The organism is Rhodopirellula islandica (assembly GCF_001027925.1).
GTDB lineage: Bacteria > Planctomycetota > Planctomycetia > Pirellulales > Pirellulaceae > Rhodopirellula > Rhodopirellula islandica.
On the sequence record NZ_LECT01000013.1, the window covers coordinates 1 to 20,313 of the forward strand.

The window sequence follows — 20,313 nt, forward strand, 5'->3', positions numbered from 1 at the left end:
CCGCAAACGGCCCAAAGACGCGCAATTCGAAAAGCGAAAGAAACCACCGTCAAAACTGAAAGACTCGGATCTAAAGTAAGTGCCATTCGGCGTTAGCCCCGGTTGTGCGTGAATACCGTGACGAACGCCAACGGATCACCTACCCGATGACACCTGCGTACCTGCTTAGCTGAGTTTTGAGGCCCCGCTACCACCGATTGTTCCGTCGTGTGTGCGGAAACGAGCGACCAGTCCGACCAAGCCAAGTTGGTAACCGCCATGCGGCGAGACACTTTCGCAATTACCGGAACAGCGCTTCAACCGAGAATTTGATCTCGCAGTCGTCGCAGACACGAAAGGCGACCGAATCGTTCAAGTTTTCAGTTTGATAACCACCATCGTCTTGGCGTCGATCGAGAACAACCGTTTTTTCTTGTGGGTCAACAATGAGGTACGCGGCGATGCCGTGCTGGTGATAGAGCTGTCGCTTGTAGCCGAGATCGTTCCGTCGCGTGGACTCCGAAAGCACTTCCACAGCGACTGCGGGAGCCTTTTCCAAATGCCGTTCAGGTGGATCGCCGCCGACAACCATCACGTCCGGTCGCACAACGGTATCGTCACTGACAATCCAATCCAGCTCAACCACCGTTCTGGCATCGCAACCCGCATCGTGAATCGCGTTGCGAATCAGTCCAGCAAGTTCGGTCAGCGCGAGCTGATGCCGACCAAATGGGCTGGGGCTCATCGCAATCGCAATGCCTTCCCACAATTCCCAGTCACCCTTCCAGTGCTGATAGTCGCTTGCCGTGTAGTGCGGTGAAAACTCGTATGCACTCGACATTTTTGATCCCTCGTAAATGCGGCCCCTCAACCAAATGGCCCGCATGAATGCAGCGGAGACGCAGAAATAGCCCGGCTGCCCACTGGACCAGTGCCCGTATTCTAGCAACGATTTCATTTGACCGAGAGTCGAGACTTGGCAATCGCGATTTTAACTGCAAGCGAATCCCCAGCAGGGATCAAGCGGTCAGTGCAATTCGACCGCAGTAAAAAACGCCAACCGCCAAAATCAATCCGGCACGCAAATACGGCCACGGCAGCTTCCCGAGTCGGCTGTCTTCGCGAATCAGGCTGCCGCCGAAACGTTGCAGCAGAATACCGACCAGCGTCAGACTGCTGGCAATCCCGGCAGCAAACAAACCGATCACCGCGTAGGCCGCGACTGGCGAACCAGTCGACATACTAGTGAAGTAGGCGGCCAAGGCCGACGGACATGGAAGCAGCCCAAAGGCGATGCCCAGCAACGCACTCATCGAGTAGCTCGACCGTTTGGACACCGGCTCAGCATCACAACTGGCGTGCTGATGCGACTTGCACCCACACGCCATTGGCTTCGCCCGCCAAGCCGACCACAGCATCCAAATCCCCACACACATCACCAACGCGGCACTGATCCACTGCAGCGATTGCGTGACCACTTCATCGTCATGATGGTGATCACCCGAGACCAGGTGATGTGTCAGGTGCACCGCCATGGCGATCGCAATCAACGAAACGGAATGAGCCAAACCACTGGAGATTCCCATCACGATCGGGTGCCAGAAACTTCGACGTTCCCCAGACAGATAGACCAGCATCGCGGTCTTGCCATGCCCCGGTTCCAAGGCATGCAAAGCACCAAGGAAGAACGCGAGACCTAGCGTCAGTTCATGGGAATGAGTGTGCATATTTTTCTCGCTTACTGACTACAAGGACATTCTTCGGTACCGCTGACAATTTTGAGCTTCCGACCGACCGCCCAATGTTTCGAAACCGACGACATTTCAATGACTGACTTGGTACCCGGAGCACAAAGGACGACTTTCCAAGGGCGAACCTGCTGCCGAATTCCAACGATGCATAATTCTCGGTCCAACATGACCACGTCGATCGGAAACCGCATGAAACATGTGTGGAGAGACGAACAGGGTGTGATCAACAATCCGGTATCAGCCGGCAGCGACGATCGAAACTGCAAGCCTTTGAATCGTCGCCAAAAGGTGTCGGCGACTTCGACTTGGTTCAACAGAACTTCGTTCGTGGCCGCGTCAATCAAGTGTCTCATCCTCCACCTCCCGTCAACGAATCAACGATTCGCAGCAACTGAGTGAAGAATGGACCGAGAGGCCAAACGAACAAACCAGGCAGGAAACAAACCACGAGCGGGATGACACGCTTCGTCGCGAGAGACTGTGCGAATGCCATCGACTTTTCACGGCGTTCGGCACGGACATCTTCGGCTTGCAGACGCAACGTTTCAGAGACGCTGGCCCCCATTTGTTCGGACTGAATCATCGCGGCAGTGAATCTCGTCAGCGGCGGCACATCCAACCGGCCCGCTAACCTGCGAAAGGCAACACTCCGTCGCATTCCCCCTAGCAAATCACGTTGAAAGCCTCGACACGCACTCGCCAACACTCGGTCCGGTCGTTGAGTCCTTTGCCAACGATCCAGGGCCGCATCAAACCCAAGTCCACCTTCCGAGAGCGTCGCCCAGAGGTCCATCGCGAGCGGCAGGTCACGTGACACTTGCGCCACCCGAGTGCGGCGTGATGCTCGCACCACCAGAATTGGCAAGGCAGCCACCATCACAGCGATCAACCAGGGCGAAACGATCACCACCGGCGCCAGCATCCCCGACAGCCCGCCGGGCACCGATTCGATCCCTTCCAAGAAGACTTGTTGCAGTCCCGACCACCGAAACAGCAACGCGCAGAAAATCCCACCCACCAACATCACGATCGTTGAGACAACGAGCAGCGTGCCGGCGGCCGGCGTTCCATAGCCAGCCAGCATCATCCGCCGACGAAGCCAACTGATTTGGTTTTCTTCGATTTTGGATGAGTCCGTTCGCGTCACGTCCCGTTGCAAACGGTCCAACGCCTCACCACGCCGTTGGTACCTTCGCCAAACGGAATAGCAAACAAGGATGATGCCCAGCCAAAGGACAACGACGATCGTGACTCGCAGCGATACGCTCATGATCGTGCCTTCTTCGACCCCGTTGGGGTCGGGTTTGCGTGAGGAGTCGAGGACCGGGGGTGCGCTGCGCGACCCCCGGCTACCTTCTTCCACCGCTTCGCGGTGGTTTCGGCGCGCCCCCGAAGGAGCCCCATTGGACAGCAGCTCGCTTTCTGACCCCGAAGGGGTCGTGGATGGTAGCCGTGGGTCGCGCAGCGCACCCACGGATGACGAAAACCAACGCGGCTCTCGCCCCCGACAGGGTCGAAGATTCGTTTCACCTGCTTCCACCGCTTCGCGGTGGGTCGAACATTGCACCCTCGATGGGCGAGAAGGTTTTCATTCATCGCTCATGCCTTTGGCCGACTGATTGCGTTCATCCAAACAATTCCAACAGCCTGCAATACGATCGTGGCCGCGATGGCTGCCGAACCGAGCGAACTGCTCGCAAATTCTTTCATCACGTCCGGTCGATCCAGCCACAACACCAACGCGACAAAGTAGATCAACAACAACACCGCGATCGTCGAAAATTGGCTTTGAGCAATGTTGCTGCGAATCCGCCGTGCCACCTCTTGCCGGTCACGCGCGACTCGCGCGACGGACGCCAGCACCGGAGCCAGCGAACCACCCGTTTCCCAGTGCACGCTCATCGTCGTTGCAAACAACTCCATCGCATCAATCGGCATCCGCCGGGAGAGCTCACGGAAGACACCGCTTCCGGAATCGCCAAGCTGGATTCGTCGCACACACCAGTGAATTTGATCCTGCAAGGGCGAAGCCGTGACCTCGGAAGCCGCCGCCAATGCCGCCGACGCTCCGGCACCGCTGCGCAGCATCGGAATCATCATGTCCAGTAAATCAATCAACTGCCGCTCAATCCGGCTGAGTCGCCAAGCGTGCCAGCCGACTTCGAGTTGCGCCAGCAACAGAGCCACCACCAGTCCAATCGCGGCCACTATCGAAATGGGAATCGAGGTCAGCAGGCCGATCGTCAATGAAATCAAGGCACCAACGAGGTAGGGCACCCACCGCAACGGACGCAAGAGCGGCTGAATGATCCGACGACGGTCCGCACGTGCTGAACTCGCCTCGACTTGTGGCGTCTTCGTCGGTGAAAGCAACTCGATGCTATCGCCGAGCCGATTGCCCGCGGTTGCACCGGCGAGTGATCGACGCAGCGCCAGCGTCGCACCTGCGAGCACGAACAGCGTGATGGCTAGAATGATGAGTGTGGCCATTGGGGCAAACGATTCAACCGAATCTGTCTTCTCTTTGTTTAGGTTGGCTTCTCAAGGGTCGAAACGGAAAAGGTTGGAACGCTCGTTCCCGGGCTCTTGCCTGGGAACGCACTGCTTCGGAGGCTCCTGCCTCCACCGCCCCGTGCTCAGCAGGCAGGAGCCTGCCATTCGGTGGATTCCTAGGCAGAGCCTGGGAACCAGCACCGGCGATCCATGAAACCATTCAACGCTCCACTTTTTCAAACCACGAGGTCGGCACATCGATCGCTCGAGCATGCAGCTTCTCGACCAAACGCGGCACCGTTCCCGTGGCCACGTGCGTTCCTTGCAAACGCTTTCCCTTGCGACCGGAAACGTTGAACCGAAAGATCTGTTGCAACTGGGGCGTGCTGCCTTCCAACCCGACCAATTCATCGACCGACTCAACCCGACGCACGCCGTCTTCATAACGACGGACGTGAAAGATCAAATCAATTGCCGAGACAATCTGTTCGCGAATCGCCGTGGGCGGCAACTCCATGCCGCTCATCAAAACCATCGTCGACAATCGTGAGATCGCATCGCGAGGGCTGTTGGCGTGAACCGTCGTCAGTGAACCATCGTGCCCTGTGTTCATAGCCTGCAACATGTCCAGCGTTTCGCCAGCGCGAACTTCGCCGACAATGATGCGGTCAGGACGCATCCGCAATGCATTGACCACCAAATCGCGAGCCGTGATTTTGCCACGCCCTTCCACATTTGCCGGTCGCGTTTCCATGCGAACCACATGCAGTTGATCCAGCACCAATTCCGCGGCGTCTTCAATCGTCACCACGCGTTCATCGTCGGGGATGCTCTCACAGATCGCCCCCAAGAACGTGCTCTTGCCGCTGCCGGTTCCCCCACTGATCAGAATGTTCAAACGGGACCGAACGGCGATGGCAAAGAACTCCGCCATCGTTTCACTGAACATCCCCAGTCGCTGCAGTTCCTCCCCCCGCAATCGACGGCGACCAAAGCGACGAATCGATAGCGTCGGTCCGTCCAAGGTCACCGGAGGCAAGGTCGCATTGACACGACTGCCATCAGGAAGCCGTGCATCCACCATGGGCTGCGACTCATCGATCCGTCGTCCCACGCGAGTCGCAATTCGCTGGATGATTCGGGTCAGGTGATCGTCATCCCGGAACTCGACCTCGGTGAGTTCCAGTTTGCCATATCGTTCCACGAAAACATGATGCGGGCCGTTGACCAGGATGTCGGTCACCGACGGATCCGCCATCAGCGGTGCCAATGGCCCCAACCCGAGCGTTTCTTCCAACAAGTCGGCTGCGAGACGCGACCGTTCCGAATCGTTCAGTGGCAACTGCTCACTGGCAGCAATGTCAGCCACAAACGCATCGACTTCCTCCTTGAGTTGTTCGTTGTCGGCGGTCAGCAACCCGCGACGATCCAGGTCATCGAGCAACTGACCATGCAAACGTCCCTTGACAGTCACCGCTCGACCGCGACGGGCCGGGTCAGTGGCTTGCTTGGCCGTGTCTTCGGTGAGTCGTTCCGGTTGCGGCTTGCTGGTCGTCAATCGAGTCGGGCGTCCAACCTTGCCCAGCCGAGATCGTAGATTCGAGTCGCTCATGAGCTGACCTGCTGCTCGGGTAGCTGATCAGGTAGCTGATCGGAATTCACACTCCCGCTTGTGGGACGGTCGGTCGCGACAACGGCCGAGACAGGTTCTGTGCCAGTCCGCCTGAGCAACTCATCTGCCAACTTTCGCATCGAGCCACCCACGCCCCACCAACCGCGTGACATGATGACGGGCCGGCCCAGGTTCGCGGCTTCCAAAACACGACGATCGTATTTGATGACCGCAGCGACCGGTTCGCCAAGTTGCTCCGCCACTTCGGCGGCCGACAAGCTCCCCGCACAACTCTGGAACCGATTCAGGATCAACGAGCGCCGATCTCGGCGAACCTCCAATTGATCCAACGTCTTCAGCATCGCCGCGGTTCCGGTCAGCGTGGGCACGACATTCTCCGTGACCACCGCGACGTGATCCGCTCGGTCGAAGATCGCCAACGTCGTCGCGTCCAACAGAGGAAACGAATCGACGATCACCAAATCGAACGCCGATTTCGCGACCCCCAGGATGATCGACATGCAAGTGTCGTCCACCTCGGATGCATCGGCCGGTGTCGGCGGCGCCGCCAAAACGTGCAACCCAGATTCATGCCGCGTGGTGACTTCACGCAGCATCGTGGCGTCCAGTCGATCCTGCATCGCGGCCACATCGGCGATCGTCATGTCCGGCGTCAAGTCCAAGAGCGAGGCCGCGACCCCCAATTGCAGCGATGCGTCAACCAACAAGACTCGCTGGTCCGTCGTCGCGGCCCAGTGAACGGCTGTGTTGATGGCGATGGTTGACTTTCCGACGCCACCCTTGGTGCTGGCGACCGCCAACAACCTCCCGCGACGCCCCGATTCGGGACGCGATTTGGCGACACGGCGAATCACACCGGCAAGCTCTCCTGCACTGGCCGGACGCCGCAGGAAATCGCGAAAACCGACGCGGACAGCTTCCACCAACAAGCCATCGCTGGGGTCGGCGTCATCATCCAGAATCCCGATGATCGGGCAAGTGATCTGGTGCACTTCGATCGCATGCTGCCACGCGTCCAGCGACTCGCGTGACCCCGACAACTCGACGAGCAACAGGTCCGGTGCATCGTGCCGCATCTGGTGAATCGCGGACGAAAGATCGATGCTGAAATCGAGGGAGTGATCCCCTTCGAGGGCCGAGGTGGCGGCTTCCAGTTCAATCTCCAGCGAGTCCGATTGAACGACTGCGAGAAACTTCGTCATGGCGTGCCTCCTTGGATTTGTTGACTGCGGACCAGGACTGGGGCACGAACGACGTTTCGTTCCGAAAGCTTTCCCAGTGAAAAGCGAATGACTTGCGATGCAATCTCAGTAGATTGAGCGTCATAGTGCAGCGTCGGCAAAGCAGCATCAAAGTCGGTCGTAAAATTGGCGAACTTACCGGTGCTGACGAATCGAAGAATCTCAACTCGATATTCGTCTTCGTCTTCGTCTTCGTCTTCGTCTTCGGTGATTCTCGCAAAAACAAAACCAACGACGACATCGAGATCGTCGCCATTGTCATCTTCGAAGCTAGAAAACATGGAGTAGAATTGCGGTTCGTCTGGCAAAGTCACTTCAGAAATGTCGGTGACTCGGTGACCAATCGACAGTGGATTGCAATCCTCAAATTCTGAATCGTAGTCTTCAAGTTGCTTCAGTGATCCCACTGGGAAAGCATCAGCGAAACCCGAATCCTGCCAATCTGCAAAGTCAAAGGCCAGCTGATTCGCTGATGGCAATCCAACTGGATTCTCAAACGCTCGACCGATCGCCACCGCCGGAGCCAGCGTCGCGATCGACTCACTACGGACAGCGATGCCATCACCTTTCAAACTCAAGTCGAGGAGCGAACCGCGACTCCACAGGTACGTCAAACGTTCCGCTGAGGTGCCTCCTGCGAGGGCGGCTTCGCCCGTCCGACGTAGGCGAACCAAGATCGAATTCGGGTCCTCGTCGTTTGGTTCAAACGCCGGGCTGCGGTCGTACCCACTGGGCTGACCAGGTAAATCGTCTGGCACCTCGCCACGCATATACTCACCGAGCACGATGTCGCCCGCGATGTCGTTGTCGACATTGGGATCCAGCATCGGACGAACGGGATCGCCGAGCGTGTCTCGTTTGATCGTTTGGGAGCTCTCCCGTTTGCCGTCATCGTTGAGGTCATAACCATCTTCCAGCTCAATGCGATGCGGTCCCCAACTCTCGGACATCTCTGCGGCACGACGGACGACCGCGTCTCGCGTTGTTTCCTTATCGGCCCCCATCGCCAACTGCCAACCACCTTCGATCGCGGCGGCGTCAGAAACCGATTGCATGTGAGCCTGGGTGAGCCGAGCCATTCCGATGTCGATCAACAGCCCCGCGATCGCCAGCAATGCGAAGAGCAGCATCACCACCAGAATCAACACGGCTCCACGCCGAGCATCTTTGACCCCTCCGGGGTCACGCAGGCAGGTTGGACGACGTTCCGGGGGTGCGCTTCGCGACCCCCGGCTACCTTCTTTCACCGCTCCGCGGTGGGCTGGGATCCAGCAATGAACCGCTTCGCGGTGTCCTCCACTCAACGATCCCGAAGGGATCCAAGAGGGTAGCCGTGGGTCGCGTAGCGAACCCACGGATAACGTGCCCCAAAACAATTTGCGACCCCGGCGGGGTCGAAGACGTTCACTCACGGCACCCAAGGACGAGGCGTACCAACGCGACGCCCGACCCTGAAGGGGTCGAAGATCCGACAAACAACCGCCCCCCCGCCTTACAATGACTGGCGTCACTTGCCACTCAAGCCCCAAGGCTCCGCCATGTCGACCTTTCATAGCTTGCACTACCACATCACCTTCTCCACCAAACATCGCAAACCCTGGATCAAGGTCGATTGGCGAGATCGGATGCATGCCTATTTGGGAGGAATCGTGAAGGAAATCAGCGGCGTTCCTCTTTGCGTCGGTGGTGTCGATGATCACGTCCACCTGCTCGTCGGACTCAAGACAACGCATTGCATCGCCGACTTCATGCGAGAATTGAAAGGATCGACCAGCCGATGGGTCCATAAGGAGATCGGTTACCCGCCCTTCCAGTGGCAAGACGGCTACGCCGTGTTTTCGCTCAGCCCATCGGCCATCCCCGAGGTTCGGCGATACATCGAAAACCAAGACGAACACCATCGCAAGCGAACGTTCCGAGAGGAGCTGATCGAAATGCTCGATCGAGCTGGAGTGAAGTACGATCCGAGATACTTGGATTGAAGTGCGCGATGGTTCTTTGACCCCTCCGGGGCCAGGCCGGCACGTTGCGTGATGTTCCGGGGGTTCGCTTCGCGACCCCCGGCTACCTTCTTTCACCGCTTCGCGGTGACTCCAACGCAACGATCCCGGAGGGATCCAAGAGGGTAGCCGTGGGTCGCGAAGCGAACCCACGGGTCGAGTAATACAACATGCCTCCCGGCCCCGAAGGGGTCGAAGACGTTCCCAGAGCGAGCGGCGCGACTCCCGGCTACCTTCTTTCACCGCTTCGCGGTGACTCCAACTCAACGATCCCGGAGGGATCCAAGAGGGTAGCCGTGGGTCGCGAAGCGAACCCACGGGTCGAACGGCACAACGCAAATCCCGGCCCCGAAGGGGCCGAAGACTTCCACTCCGCACCAACGCCGAGATCGAAAACGAACTCAATTCCCAATCGCAGGAACTCATATCGCCCCCTCTCATTCTCCCGCCCCAAACAACTGGGCTTCTCGCGAACCGCCGACGAAAATATCGGTTCGCTTGGCATCCGAAAGCGGATCGAACTTCATCACGGTCACTCGTTGCGGCGTGTCGCTCACCAAATCCAACGCGTCGACCCGCGAACTGCCCGACCGAACCGTCGCTCGCAAACTGGAACCAACCGCGACGGCGTATTCCAACTGAGCGACCTGATCGGGGCGAACCGCAACGATCAACTTGGGCGACTCGGAATCCTTCGAGTCCTTCGATTTCCTGCCCGTCGGATTGCCAGGGGATCGGGTCGGCATCACGACAATGACATCGTCCGCAATCGGTTCCACGCGAGTCCGCTGAGCATCCGTGAGCGTCACGTTGGCAAATCCGCCTCGATTGCCCCCCCGAGGTTGATCTTCCGTCCGGCTGGCCACGAGATCCAAGTGCTGACCGAACTCGAATGCATCCCCACCGATCAGTCCCTCGGTATCGAGAAAGAACAAGACCCTTCCCGGCGGCGTCGCACCGGACAATCCCGTCATCGTGCCTGCCGGCATCAAGTCGCCCTCCTGGATCGGCACGGTGGCCGGCAAATCGTGACGTGGAATTCGCCCCACCAAGTCCGAAAGATCCGTGATCCAGTTCGATTGACTCGCCGTTTCCACGGGCACCTGGATCGTTCGCACGTAAGCTGTCGCCGGATCTTCAAAGCTGGTCGGACGAATGGTTTGGTAGGCCAACAAGGTTTGCCCGGGAATCGGAACCGCCACCATGCCCTCGGGAACATCCACCGACGATTCGTTTGTGTCGACTCGACCGCTGCGGACCAAGACGTTGACTGTTGCCCCCAATTCCAACGCGGACGTGACCGCGGAGACGTCTTCGGCGGCAACTGCCAACACCACTTCCTCCACCGGCACGCTCAACAGTCGCTTGCCCTGCGAAAGCGAAGCCGATGTTTCGGTGCTGACTCGCTTGACGACCGGGGTCAGCACCACCGCTTGCCGAGCGACCAACCGCGCGGTCGTCTCCTTTTCTTGGTCACGATTGGCGCGTCCCGCATCCGCCACCAACTCTGCCCCAGGCAATTGACTGCCAGTCGAGAACTCAAAGCGGCTGAGTTTCTGCAGCGGGATATTGGCCACCAAGTCGATCTGTTCGCCCATGCTGATACGATGCACGCCAGCGAGCTGAGCGGCTTCCAACGTCATCGCACGCATGCCCGGGGGAGTCGCACCGGCCAAACCTGCCGGCGTCCCACGCTCGAAAAAGTTGGCTTCGGCGAACGCAAATCCGGACGACTTGTCGCTCTTGACGACCCGGCCGATGATGTCCGTTGCCTGCGTGAACGCGCCCCCCAGTTTCACCAATTGGCGACTGGTGACGACCGATCCATCTTCGAGTTGCAAGACGATCCCCTCGTCGGTCCGCTGAGCGAGTTCAATTCGTTTGTCGACCAGCCCCCCTTCGCCATCCGTCATCGTTGCACTCATGCCCCCGAGCGCTGTCAGTGGAATTTCGACCCCATGGATGCCGCCCGTGCGGGGATCCACCAAATCGCCGCGAGAGACTTTGCTGTAAGCCGGAATCGTCTGCCAGTTCATGGGCAGCGAGATCGTGTCAGGCCGAGTTTCGTCGACACGCCAGAACGCAAGCCGTTCCATTGGCACACCGGCAGCAAACAGCGATGCGATCAGGCCACCGCCGAGAACCACGAGGACCAGCAACATCGCCAGCAAGATTTTGATGAGCCCGAAGGATGATTTTTGTTTTCGCATGATGGAAGTTTTCGATGGTAGTGGACGAGGCAACGAGTCCCTTCGCCTGGGAACACGCAACTTCGTTCACACCCCTTTTATGGAGTCGCTTCAGTGGAGGGTAAAAACACTTCCCTGCGAAAGATGGCGTGTGACACGAGCACTCGCCGGTACGGGCGAATGCCGATCGCACTGCCCGTCAACTCGGGACTGGTCATCGCTCCATGAATACCAAGCCCATACTTACCCCCGTAAGTTCCTGCGTAGACCGATTCGCCAAGAGCGTTCTCCAACACGAGCGGTTTGCTATCGTGCAGCGATCCCTTCATGGCTTCAGGATTGAGTGATTCGACCGCATCATCGATGGCGACATTGGGATCACCGCCGTTTGATACAAACGCACCACGGTCTTGATAGCTGCTCAACCAAGTCGACTGAGCGGGGTAGTGAACACGAAGTGCCACGACGCCCTTGGGCGGTTCCGATTCCGGTGGATCAAGCGGATCGGCAGGAATCGCCGATTCATTGGTCAATGAGAAAGGATCTGGATTGGCACCTGAATCGTCGTCCGGCAATTCTTCTGTGTCGATTTCCTCGACCACACAAACCCAACGAATTCGCTCGGCACCACCGCCGTTGTTGTGCTCCTCTTTTCTCTCGACAACGAAAGGGATCTGAACAACGTAATCGTCTGCGACATAGTCGGGATACTCGATCCCCGACTCATCGGACTCACCTTGAGAGCGATTCAACAACGCACCGGGATACCGCATCAATCGCTTTGGCGGAGTGGCGTCGTCGTTGTCATGATCGAAAGTCTCGAGCACATAAAGAACCGCCAACTGTTGGTTCAACAGAGGCATGCGTGGAACCACATCTTGGAAAAAGTTGTAGTCAGGAATTTCCTCTTCCAGCTCATCCAAGTCGATCACCAACCAGCGATCGTCATAGATTCGCTGGCGGACGATTTTCTGATCGAGTGCATCCTCGAACGTCTCATCAAATGGCAGCGGCGTTTGCGAAAGCTCCCGGGCGCCCACATTGGCCGCTTGTTGAATTTGCCCCGCCGCATAAATCCAGATGCCGAACGTGATCGCGCCACCCACCAGCATGTACAGCACCAACGCGACGAGTCCAAACTCGACGAGTGCTTGACCGGATCGTTTGTGGCAGCGACTTCGCACTATTGAACGCTCTTCATTGCGTCGAAGAATTTGTGCAGCAAATCGTGCAACTCTTTGTGGCCATCTTTCACCGCGTCGTGTTTCTTCGCCATCGCAGCATGCTTGGCCGAGAAATTCTTGTGCTCCTTTTCCAGAGCCTCGTGATTGCTCGCGTCACCATCATGCTCGTGATGGGCGATCTCCTCGCCATGATGCATCGCGTGATCTTCATGAGCACGCATCGCTTCATCGTGCTCGATCAATTCCGCTTCGTGTTCGTAGATCTTCGCTTGCAGCTTGGCCATCATGGCCAAGGCTCGCATGTGTTCGGCACGCCACTTGGCGTGTTCAGCAGCCCATTGGTCGTGTTGCAGGTGAGCGGACTGGTGTTCCTGCTTCATGCCAGCGTGATCGTCAGCCGAAGCGACGACATTCGAGGTCAGCGAAACAAACGCAACGGCCAGAGCAAGTGTGACTTTCAACATAGGAACAATCCTTTTCGAGTCAGACGAGGAAGTGAACGAAACCGACGTAGCCAACAAACCCCGCCGCGATGGCGGGCACATAGGCGTAGTCTCGCTCGCCGCGAAGCATCGCGATCAGCGAGAGCACGCCACCGGCGATGGCCATTCCAAACAACACAATCAAAATCCCAACGGGTCCCACCAACATCCCCAGCGAAATGAGAAGCTTTCCATCGCCACCACCGAGCTTCGCGAATCGAAACAAGGCGTACGCGATCGCAAGTCCGACGACACCGCCCACCAGCACCCAGACGATCGGTAGACCAAGCCAGCCCAACAGCGAACTGATAACGGCAACGCTGCCGATCGACACCGAGATCCAATCCGGAATCTCTCGCGTGCGAAGGTCGCAAGCGGTTGCGATCGCAAGCAAGGCACACACAACGATGGCGATGGTGATGAACAAACGATCGAATTGAGAGGCTGAAAGTTTTTGGTTTGTGGATTACCGCGGAGCGGCAATGGAAAGTAGCCGGGGGTTGCGAAGCAGACCCCCGGGAACGGTTCTCCTCGTGCCGAAACGACCCCGTCGGGGTCGAAGATCGGTGCGAGTCTTCTTTGACCCCTCCGGGGGTCACGCTTGTGTGCTGGACGATGGACCGGGGGTTCGCTTCGCGACCCCCGGCTACCATCTTGGATCCCTTCGGGATCAGGAAAACCACTCACGGCGAGCAAGCTCGCCGTGAGTGGTTGAAGAGTCCGTGCAGTTTCAAATCAACTTACGGCTCGAGAACCAACCCACCAAAGTCGGCTGGTGTATCCAACCCAACGTTTACACCAAGTCGATCGGTGCCGGAGTTACCCGCGATCGTAACGGCGTCTAATTCAATTGGGTCGCCGACGGCTCCAGCAGTCGTTTCGATCAACTTGCCGCTTGCCAAGGCTGCATTGTCTTCACCATGGGCACCTGGCAAGATCGCTGCCGTTGCACCGATCAAATCGCTGGTCTTGTGACCGAAGACCGAAATGGCAGCGGCACAGATCAAAGCCACACCGGCGATGATCAAACCGTACTCAACCAGGCCTTGGCCCTTCTTGTTGTTCAAAAACTTACGCATTGTGTTTTCCTTTGAGAAAACGAGTTGTTAACAAATGTTTTGTCGCCTGACCAAAGGTTTTGCATGACCAATGCAGGCATGTGCGGCGGCGACGAACAGACCGCACACGTTGTCCTTTCTTCGTAGTGGACGAGGCAACGAGGCCTGAGCAAGAGGACTCGTTGCCTCGTCCACTACGATCTGTCTTGTTCAAGGAGCCCCACCGCGCGAAGCACAACCGATCTGGTTTGGTCGGACCGTTTGACCGATCGCACCGCCGCGCGGCGGGACGTATTGGGTCGTGAGTCCATTTGGATCAGCGCGCACCGATCAACAGCGAGCACCAAAACAAACGAGGTGGAGATCCTGAAACAGGCTTCCAAACCGTTATGTGGGGACAACAGGCTGGACGCCTATCCCACGAACGGAGTGCGAACCCTAAGCAACGATCGCGGGTGGCCCGCGAGGCTGCGGGATCGAAAGAAGAGTCGCCGACAAGAGGCGAGCAGGCGAGACGCTGGTGAGCTCGGAAACGGACTCCACCGGAAGAACAACCACCAATTCCCACGTCACACCGACGGGGGCCGCCAATGATTGGCAAATCCCGCAAGTATTGGGATCGTGCTCGTGAGGGCTGCTCGAATCGTGCGAAGCTGGGACCGCGTTGTCTGCATCGGAACCCGATGCGTCCGGCGCGGTCGCTTGGTGATAGCACCCATGCGAGCAAACGAAAACCGTGTCGCTCGCCGATTCCGTCACTTGCGAATGGGACTCGCTGTCACAGGTGGCCACATGCAACCAAGCCGGAGCCTGACCGAGAACGATCAGGCTGCAGAGCAGGCTAGCGACGAGGGGCCGGAACAGCGAAGTCATGAAAGCGACGTTCGATTCAAAGAGATTTTGATTGTGGCAAAGTGGTCCGACCAAAGACGATTGCTGCCTAGTACGATGACTACAACCCTTCCGTTCGTCAAGTTCTTCGTTAAAAACTTGGGAGTTTGAACGTTTTTGTCCGTCACAAGCAATTGCAATCAGACTCGGATCGCATGTCGTGGGCAGGCGACCGATTCGCCCATCCCTCCAGTCACTCAACGGACGGACGCTCTGAACCATTTCGATTGACAAGCCGTAACATCGCGAGAACAATCATGGCATCCTTGGTCGGACCGTTGATTCACGCTTGAATCAATCTGCATTGCTTCAAGCTTCTTCCGCTTTTCAACGTTGGCAACCGACTCTTGGCGTCGTTTCGCATCTTCACCGTTTACTTGACTCTGGCTGCGTTGCTGTTCGGCAACGCTGCAGGTTGGGTTCACGTGGGGTGCTCGTCACACACCGCGGGTTGCTGTGCCGTTGAATGTCATCCGAGTGGGCATTCTCATGGCGAATCGCATTGCCTGGCAGACTCACATCGCCTGACTGACGCTGGCTCCACGCATGATCACAGTGGGCACAGTTGCTGCCATCATGGTCACGCGAACCACAGTGAAAGCGAAGTCACTTGCCAGAGCGACGCAGATGATTGCTCGGCCGAGTCCGACTCGAATCAACCGACAGAGCCGCACGATTCGGATCGCTGCTCGATTTGCCAGAGCTTCTTTGGGTCGCGTCATGCCGCCTTGCTTTGGGACACGCTGGTTCAGTTCGAACCACTGACCGCCAGCCGCGAGATCGTGCTGGCCGACACCGCGTTCGTCCCCAACACCGCGTCCAATCTCCACTGGGTACGGGGTCCGCCGAGCGTCTAACGCTTCGCGATTGTTTCCCCCTGTTTCGCTTCCGTACCCAAGGTGCGCTTCCATGGCCATTGTCCATGAAGTTCCCAGGTCGGCGAGTTGGTTATCACGCATGCTGACGACCGATTTTTGCCCCTGGGCGAATCGTTTTGTTTACTGGCTCAAAGAGCCAATCGGTTGGTTCGTTCTGGCAACCGCGATCAGCGTGATCGTCGGTTTGTACTTGAGTCCCATCGGTTGGGTCCTGGCCGCGTCCTTGTCCGCGATCATGGTCGTCGGGATGGCCTGGCCGTTGGTGGCCGTGTCCGTTACGAGATGCGAACTGCGGCCCGAAACAAATTGCGTTCATGAGGGGGATGCATGCCGAATGCTTGTCTCGGTTCGCAATCGGCTTCCCATTCCAGTTTGGGGATTGTCCGTCGAAGGCTACCTGGATTGTGAAGGTGATGAAGCGGTTCCCACGGTCGGACTCGCTTGTGTGCCACCGATGTGCGTCAGTGACTTTGGCATCACCGTCAATCCGACACTGCGAGGCCATTACCCCATTCAATCGCCTTCCGTTGCCTGCTCGTTTCCATTTGGAATTTGGACCGCACGGCGAAAGCTGTCCACGACGAAGTCGCTCACGGTCTGGCCCAAGGTTTATCCGGTTCAAGGCGTTTGCCCGATCATCGGTCTGACCAGCACCGATCACGGCGACGGAAATCGCGGCGGCCGAAGCGGCGACTTTGTCGGCGTGAGAGACTATCGCCGCGGCGATTCGGCCAAGCACATCAACTGGGTCGCATCCGCCAGAGTGGACACGTTGGTCGTGACCGAACGTGGCGGACCGCAGTCGGTGGAACTGGATGTGTTTGTCGACACTGCCATTTCCCGCTCCGCCTCCACGACACTCTCCGAAGAGGAGCAATCTGAATCCGTCGGGCGTGAACGGCTGGCCAATCGCATTCGCATGGCGGCCAGTGTCTTGATCAATCTGCACCAAACCGGGGTGCCAATGCGTGTCACGATTGGCCCGCAAAGTTTGTCTTTGCCACATGGCGCCAAAGGCAGGCAGCAGATTCTCAACGCACTCACCGAGATCCCCGCCGATGGAATCGTTGCCCCCATCCAACGAAAACGGATCAGCAAACACGCCCGAATCGAGTTCGCGACCGATCCCCCTGGGTGCGAAGTCGTGCAGGTGATTGACCCGCGGGGCGGCCGCCGGGCAGGTGGGCGATCGGTGACGAAACAAATCGTATCGAGCGGTGCGTTGGCGCAGCAAATCGGCGACTTCTGGACGGAGGTGCGTGATGCTGACGTCGCCGCGTAAACGAACCGAAATCATCCTGCTCGCAATCCTTGCGATCGTCGCCGTTGTGCCGCTGCGATTCTTCGTTGAATCAAAGCTCTGGTTTCTGACGGAGATGGGAACGTTGTTGGTTCTCCTGGCCGTAGCGGAAGTCGTCAAGACTTTCGGTGTGGAATCAGGCAGATCGAAACTCGTGTCGAGCTTCGCTACGACGCTGCTCGCGATCACCCCCCTCCTGTTCGCAACCCTGGCCCGAACATTCGGTTCGCCAATCGCGTTTGAGATGTCCGCTCTCTCGGCATTTGGTTCGGTCTCGTTGGCCGTTGCCATCGCGGCAACCACCGATCGAACCCGATCGATGTCCTTGGTTGCCAGTGGTTTCCTGGTGCTGTTTGCCACGTCCATTTCCGAACACCCACACGCCGTCTGGCTGGCGGTTGCCTGGATGAGCGTTTGCGTTTGGCACTTGGTTGCCAATCACTGGGAAAAACTCGACGTCTGCTTGCCCGACTCCGTTCGCCCCGCCGTGGGCGTTCGTCCCGCAAGCGTGCTGGTCGCCGTTGCGTTGTGCGTTGCCGGTGGACTGGTCGTTCGCGATCGCGTCGGTCCAGCCAATCGAATGACCAACGGTGTGATGCCCACCAGCGGAGGATCCAAGTGGTCCGACCCGGCAGCACGCTCTGGCATTGGAACGGGCGACGCTGCGATCGCAGCGAAGGATCATGCCGAGTCCTTCGGCGCGGTCGAATCGGAGATCTTCTTGGAATCCACTGAGTCGTCGCTGTTCGACATGGTCAACGAAATGATTGGAGAACCCAAGCAAAAAATGAAATGGGATCGTCGCCAAGCGATGGGCAGCGAGAACCTGATCCCGATGCACGATCAAGCCGCCAAAAGTGAAAAAGGCGGGGCCTCTTTCAGCACCGATCGAATGCCACCGAAGAAACATCACCACATCGAAGATGCAAAAGAAAACGCGGTGATTCAGTGGGACGGACCCACCGGCATTCGATTGGCGATGGAACGCTTCGACACCTTCGATGGTGTTGACTGGACTAACTCAGCCGATCACTTCAACAATCAACTCAGCCGGCAGGAGATTGATCAACATGTTTGGTTCTTCGACCCACACATGAAATCCAGAGCGTTCAGCAACAGCGACCTGGTGTCGGTCAACTTGCTGAAGGTATTGCGTCTCGATTCAACGCGGTTTCCGTCACCGATGATGACGGCAGGACTGCATATCAAAGACATCAACCGCCAAGACTTCTTTGGCATCACCAACGATGGTTCGTTGTTCATGCCCGAACGCGACAAGATCCCGCCCCTGACGGTTGTGAACCTGGCTTCGATCCAGGTGATGGAAGATGAACTGTGGGAACGGCTTCCACGATGTGTCACCGAAGTCGAGGGACATCCAACGCTGGATCCAGCTTCCACGCCGCACCCATACGAACAACTGCAAGCCATCGTCCACCGATTGCGAACGGAGTTCACGTTCGATCGCAACACCGCGAGCCTGACCGACAACCCAGTCGAAGAATTCTTGGAAAGCCGCCGCGGTGGCGATCACCTATTCGCGACCGCAGCAGCACTCCAAGCACGTGAAATCGGATTGCAATCCCGACTGGTGACCGGGTTCTATGTTCGTCCGGACTCCTACGACTTCACCGCGGGACATGCAAACATCACCCCCGAGGACGTTCACGTTTGGGTGGAGATCCAACTCGACGACGGACGCTGGTTCGAACTGGAACCCACACCGGGGTACCAACCACCCATCTACACGCCGTCTTTGTGGCTGAGCACCAAACGCTTTGCGGCAGCGCATTGGATCCATGGCTGCCTCCTCATCGCAATCGGTGCCGTGATATTCCTCACGCGGTTGATTTGGATCGAGTGGTTGCTGGCAACCATCTGGTCGCTGTCGTTGTTGCTGCCCTCGAAACACCAATTGCGAATCGCCATGCGGATCGTGGAAACGCGAGCCCGCTTGATTGGCAAAGCTCGTCCGACGGGGAAACCGCAACGTGATTGGTTGGAATCCTTGGTCGCCCGTGACGTTGGCCTCCACGATCACGTCCAGCAATTCTGCGATGTGGCTGACCAAGCCGTCTTTGGCGCACCGACACCGATCGATCGTCGCCAACTCAGCTCGGTTGTTCGCGGATTGAAAACCAAACAATTGAAATCGATTCCAAGTGAGACAACCGCATGAGTGTGGCAACAGAACACGAACACGAAACACAAGCCGCCCTGCAGGCGATGCGTGAGCAACTCGGAAGAGTCCTCTTGGGCAAGTCCGAACAAATCGAAATGGTGATTGCGTGCCTGCTCGCACAAGGCCACTTGCTGCTGGATGATTTGCCGGGAACGGGCAAGACAACGTTGGCGAAAGCCCTCGCGGATTGCTTGGGAGGCCGACTGGCCCGGATCCAGTGCACGCCGGACTTATTGCCGACCGACGTGACGGGGTTCAATCTCTTCAACCAAAAAACTCGGGAGTTCGAGTTCCATCCCGGTCCCGTGTTCTCCGACGTGCTCTTGGCGGATGAGCTGAACCGAACAACGCCACGTACCCAGAGCGCCTTGCTGGAAGCGATGGCGGAACGGCAGGTCACGATCGATGCGGTCCCGCACTCACTCTCGGACACGTTCTTTGTGATCGCAACGCAGAATCCGATCGACTCACACGGCGCCTACCCGTTGCCCGAAGCCCAACTGGATCGGTTCACGATCAAGCTTCAAATCGGATACCCCGACCGCGCCGCACAACTTGGGATTCTGGAAAACGCTGCCCGTGCGACCAGTTCCCATGACCGTCCGAGCAGCACCCTCTCATTGGCCGAACTGAGGCGGATGCAGCAACACGTCCAAACGATTTCCGTCCACCCGAAAGTCCGCGAATACTTGGTTGACTTGGTCGAAGCAACGCGTGACGACGCAACCATTCAGCTCGGTGTGAGCCCCCGAGGCATGCTGCTGTGGCAACGGATCGCTCAAGCTTGGGCGGTGCTGCAAGGTCGCGACTTCGTGACCCCCAGCGACGTTGCCAAGGTGGCTCACCCGGTCCTGTCCGTGCGTTTGCTGACGATGACCGACGACGTCGATTCCGTGATCGACCGCATCATGGCTGAAGTTCCCGCCCCGGAGTACAAGTGATGACTCGCAAGCCCAAACCATCGCAACCAGCACTTCCACGCCACCGGCTCTGGATTTCAGCTCTCGTCCTTTCACTTCTCGCCCTGCTTGTTGGCTGCAGCACGGATGACG

19 protein-coding genes are annotated in these 20,313 nt (G+C 57.9%); 4 read left to right on the top strand and 15 right to left on the bottom strand.

Going from position 1 to position 20,313, the window contains the following annotated elements:
- Nucleotides 1–280: 280 nt before the first annotated feature.
- From RISK_RS05040 to RISK_RS05075, 8 genes are all read right to left on the bottom strand, one after another.
- Nucleotides 281–937, bottom strand: coding sequence for a Uma2 family endonuclease (locus RISK_RS05040; protein WP_236696036.1), 657 nt, complete (start codon nucleotides 935–937; stop codon nucleotides 281–283).
- Between the two features lie 61 nt (nucleotides 938–998).
- Complete coding sequence (locus RISK_RS05045) at nucleotides 999–1,706, bottom strand: HoxN/HupN/NixA family nickel/cobalt transporter (RefSeq protein WP_047813192.1); 708 nt, start codon at nucleotides 1,704–1,706, stop codon at nucleotides 999–1,001.
- 11 nt (nucleotides 1,707–1,717) lie between these two features.
- Nucleotides 1,718–2,083, bottom strand: a complete 366-nt coding sequence (locus RISK_RS05050) for a DUF192 domain-containing protein (RefSeq protein ID WP_047813193.1) — start codon at nucleotides 2,081–2,083, stop codon at nucleotides 1,718–1,720.
- Entirely contained in the window at nucleotides 2,080–3,000 is a 921-nt protein-coding gene (locus RISK_RS05055; protein WP_047813229.1) for a type II secretion system F family protein, read from the bottom strand. Before RISK_RS05055 ends, RISK_RS05050 begins: the two co-directional genes overlap by 4 nt.
- Nucleotides 3,001–3,329: 329 nt before the next feature.
- Nucleotides 3,330–4,220 (bottom strand): type II secretion system F family protein, encoded by an 891-nt coding sequence (locus RISK_RS05060; RefSeq protein ID WP_047813194.1) that lies wholly within the window; start codon nucleotides 4,218–4,220, stop codon nucleotides 3,330–3,332.
- A 223-nt stretch (nucleotides 4,221–4,443) separates the two neighbouring features.
- On the bottom strand, nucleotides 4,444–5,835 hold the full coding sequence (locus RISK_RS05065) for a CpaF family protein (RefSeq protein ID WP_047813195.1): 1,392 nt from the start codon (nucleotides 5,833–5,835) through the stop codon (nucleotides 4,444–4,446).
- Nucleotides 5,832–7,058, bottom strand: a complete 1,227-nt coding sequence (locus RISK_RS05070; protein WP_047813196.1) for an AAA family ATPase — start codon at nucleotides 7,056–7,058, stop codon at nucleotides 5,832–5,834. The genes RISK_RS05065 and RISK_RS05070 overlap by 4 nt, the downstream gene beginning before the upstream one ends.
- Nucleotides 7,055–8,245 carry a pilus assembly protein TadG-related protein gene (locus RISK_RS05075; protein WP_083434797.1) on the bottom strand — a complete coding sequence of 397 codons (1,191 nt, stop codon included), beginning with the start codon at nucleotides 8,243–8,245 and terminating at the stop codon, nucleotides 7,055–7,057. Before RISK_RS05075 ends, RISK_RS05070 begins: the two co-directional genes overlap by 4 nt.
- A gap of 390 nt (nucleotides 8,246–8,635) precedes the next feature.
- Here RISK_RS05075 and tnpA point away from each other — a divergent pair, with 390 nt between their 5' ends.
- Nucleotides 8,636–9,079, top strand: a complete 444-nt coding sequence (gene tnpA / locus RISK_RS05080) for an IS200/IS605 family transposase (RefSeq protein WP_047813198.1) — start codon at nucleotides 8,636–8,638, stop codon at nucleotides 9,077–9,079.
- A 455-nt stretch (nucleotides 9,080–9,534) separates the two neighbouring features.
- Here tnpA and RISK_RS05085 read toward each other — a convergent pair whose 3' ends face one another.
- The 7 genes from RISK_RS05085 to RISK_RS05120 all read right to left on the bottom strand — a co-directional run bounded on the left by RISK_RS05085 (nucleotide 9,535) and on the right by RISK_RS05120 (nucleotide 15,860).
- Entirely contained in the window at nucleotides 9,535–11,307 is a 1,773-nt protein-coding gene (locus RISK_RS05085) for an RcpC/CpaB family pilus assembly protein (RefSeq protein ID WP_047813199.1), read from the bottom strand.
- 77 nt (nucleotides 11,308–11,384) lie between these two features.
- Complete coding sequence (locus RISK_RS05090) at nucleotides 11,385–12,470, bottom strand: TadE/TadG family type IV pilus assembly protein (RefSeq protein ID WP_047813200.1); 1,086 nt, start codon at nucleotides 12,468–12,470, stop codon at nucleotides 11,385–11,387.
- The gene (locus RISK_RS05095) at nucleotides 12,470–12,934 is read right to left on the bottom strand and encodes a hypothetical protein (RefSeq protein WP_047813201.1); all 465 of its coding nucleotides are present in this window, start codon (nucleotides 12,932–12,934) and stop codon (nucleotides 12,470–12,472) included. The genes RISK_RS05090 and RISK_RS05095 overlap by 1 nt, the downstream gene beginning before the upstream one ends.
- A 19-nt stretch (nucleotides 12,935–12,953) precedes the next feature.
- The gene (locus RISK_RS05100; protein WP_047813202.1) at nucleotides 12,954–13,379 is read right to left on the bottom strand and encodes a prepilin peptidase; all 426 of its coding nucleotides are present in this window, start codon (nucleotides 13,377–13,379) and stop codon (nucleotides 12,954–12,956) included.
- Between the two features lie 313 nt (nucleotides 13,380–13,692).
- On the bottom strand, nucleotides 13,693–14,031 hold the full coding sequence (locus RISK_RS05105; protein ID WP_047813203.1) for a Flp family type IVb pilin: 339 nt from the start codon (nucleotides 14,029–14,031) through the stop codon (nucleotides 13,693–13,695).
- Between the two features lie 417 nt (nucleotides 14,032–14,448).
- Nucleotides 14,449–14,883, bottom strand: coding sequence for a DUF2946 family protein (locus tag RISK_RS05115; protein WP_047813231.1), 435 nt, complete (start codon nucleotides 14,881–14,883; stop codon nucleotides 14,449–14,451).
- Between the two features lie 533 nt (nucleotides 14,884–15,416).
- Nucleotides 15,417–15,860, bottom strand: coding sequence for a hypothetical protein (locus RISK_RS05120; protein WP_236696037.1), 444 nt, complete (start codon nucleotides 15,858–15,860; stop codon nucleotides 15,417–15,419).
- Here RISK_RS05120 and RISK_RS05125 point away from each other — a divergent pair.
- From RISK_RS05125 to RISK_RS05135, 3 genes are read left to right on the top strand one after another with little or no spacing between them, the layout of a single operon-like run.
- Complete coding sequence (locus tag RISK_RS05125) at nucleotides 15,859–17,061, top strand: DUF58 domain-containing protein (protein ID WP_236696038.1); 1,203 nt, start codon at nucleotides 15,859–15,861, stop codon at nucleotides 17,059–17,061. The two genes, RISK_RS05120 and RISK_RS05125, sit on opposite strands and share 2 nt — an antisense overlap.
- Nucleotides 17,042–19,258, top strand: coding sequence for a transglutaminase-like domain-containing protein (locus RISK_RS05130; RefSeq protein ID WP_047813205.1), 2,217 nt, complete (start codon nucleotides 17,042–17,044; stop codon nucleotides 19,256–19,258). The genes RISK_RS05125 and RISK_RS05130 overlap by 20 nt, the downstream gene beginning before the upstream one ends.
- Nucleotides 19,255–20,202, top strand: a complete 948-nt coding sequence (locus RISK_RS05135) for an AAA family ATPase (protein ID WP_047813206.1) — start codon at nucleotides 19,255–19,257, stop codon at nucleotides 20,200–20,202. Before RISK_RS05130 ends, RISK_RS05135 begins: the two co-directional genes overlap by 4 nt.
- The last annotated feature ends 111 nt before the right edge of the window (nucleotides 20,203–20,313 follow it).

Coding starts and splice junctions, on each gene's coding strand:
- RISK_RS05040 (WP_236696036.1), bottom strand. CDS start 937: ATGAAATCGTTGCTAGAATACGGGCACTGGTCCAGTGGGCAGCCGGGC.
- RISK_RS05045 (WP_047813192.1), bottom strand. CDS start 1,706: ATGCACACTCATTCCCATGAACTGACGCTAGGTCTCGCGTTCTTCCTT.
- RISK_RS05050 (WP_047813193.1), bottom strand. CDS start 2,083: ATGAGACACTTGATTGACGCGGCCACGAACGAAGTTCTGTTGAACCAA.
- RISK_RS05055 (WP_047813229.1), bottom strand. CDS start 3,000: ATGAGCGTATCGCTGCGAGTCACGATCGTCGTTGTCCTTTGGCTGGGC.
- RISK_RS05060 (WP_047813194.1), bottom strand. CDS start 4,220: ATGGCCACACTCATCATTCTAGCCATCACGCTGTTCGTGCTCGCAGGT.
- RISK_RS05065 (WP_047813195.1), bottom strand. CDS start 5,835: ATGAGCGACTCGAATCTACGATCTCGGCTGGGCAAGGTTGGACGCCCG.
- RISK_RS05070 (WP_047813196.1), bottom strand. CDS start 7,058: ATGACGAAGTTTCTCGCAGTCGTTCAATCGGACTCGCTGGAGATTGAA.
- tnpA (WP_047813198.1), top strand. CDS start 8,636: ATGTCGACCTTTCATAGCTTGCACTACCACATCACCTTCTCCACCAAA.
- RISK_RS05085 (WP_047813199.1), bottom strand. CDS start 11,307: ATGCGAAAACAAAAATCATCCTTCGGGCTCATCAAAATCTTGCTGGCG.
- RISK_RS05095 (WP_047813201.1), bottom strand. CDS start 12,934: ATGTTGAAAGTCACACTTGCTCTGGCCGTTGCGTTTGTTTCGCTGACC.
- RISK_RS05105 (WP_047813203.1), bottom strand. CDS start 14,031: ATGCGTAAGTTTTTGAACAACAAGAAGGGCCAAGGCCTGGTTGAGTAC.
- RISK_RS05115 (WP_047813231.1), bottom strand. CDS start 14,883: ATGACTTCGCTGTTCCGGCCCCTCGTCGCTAGCCTGCTCTGCAGCCTG.
- RISK_RS05125 (WP_236696038.1), top strand. CDS start 15,859: ATGCTGACGACCGATTTTTGCCCCTGGGCGAATCGTTTTGTTTACTGG.
- RISK_RS05120 (WP_236696037.1), bottom strand. CDS start 15,860: ATGCGTGATAACCAACTCGCCGACCTGGGAACTTCATGGACAATGGCC.
- RISK_RS05130 (WP_047813205.1), top strand. CDS start 17,042: ATGCTGACGTCGCCGCGTAAACGAACCGAAATCATCCTGCTCGCAATC.
- RISK_RS05135 (WP_047813206.1), top strand. CDS start 19,255: ATGAGTGTGGCAACAGAACACGAACACGAAACACAAGCCGCCCTGCAG.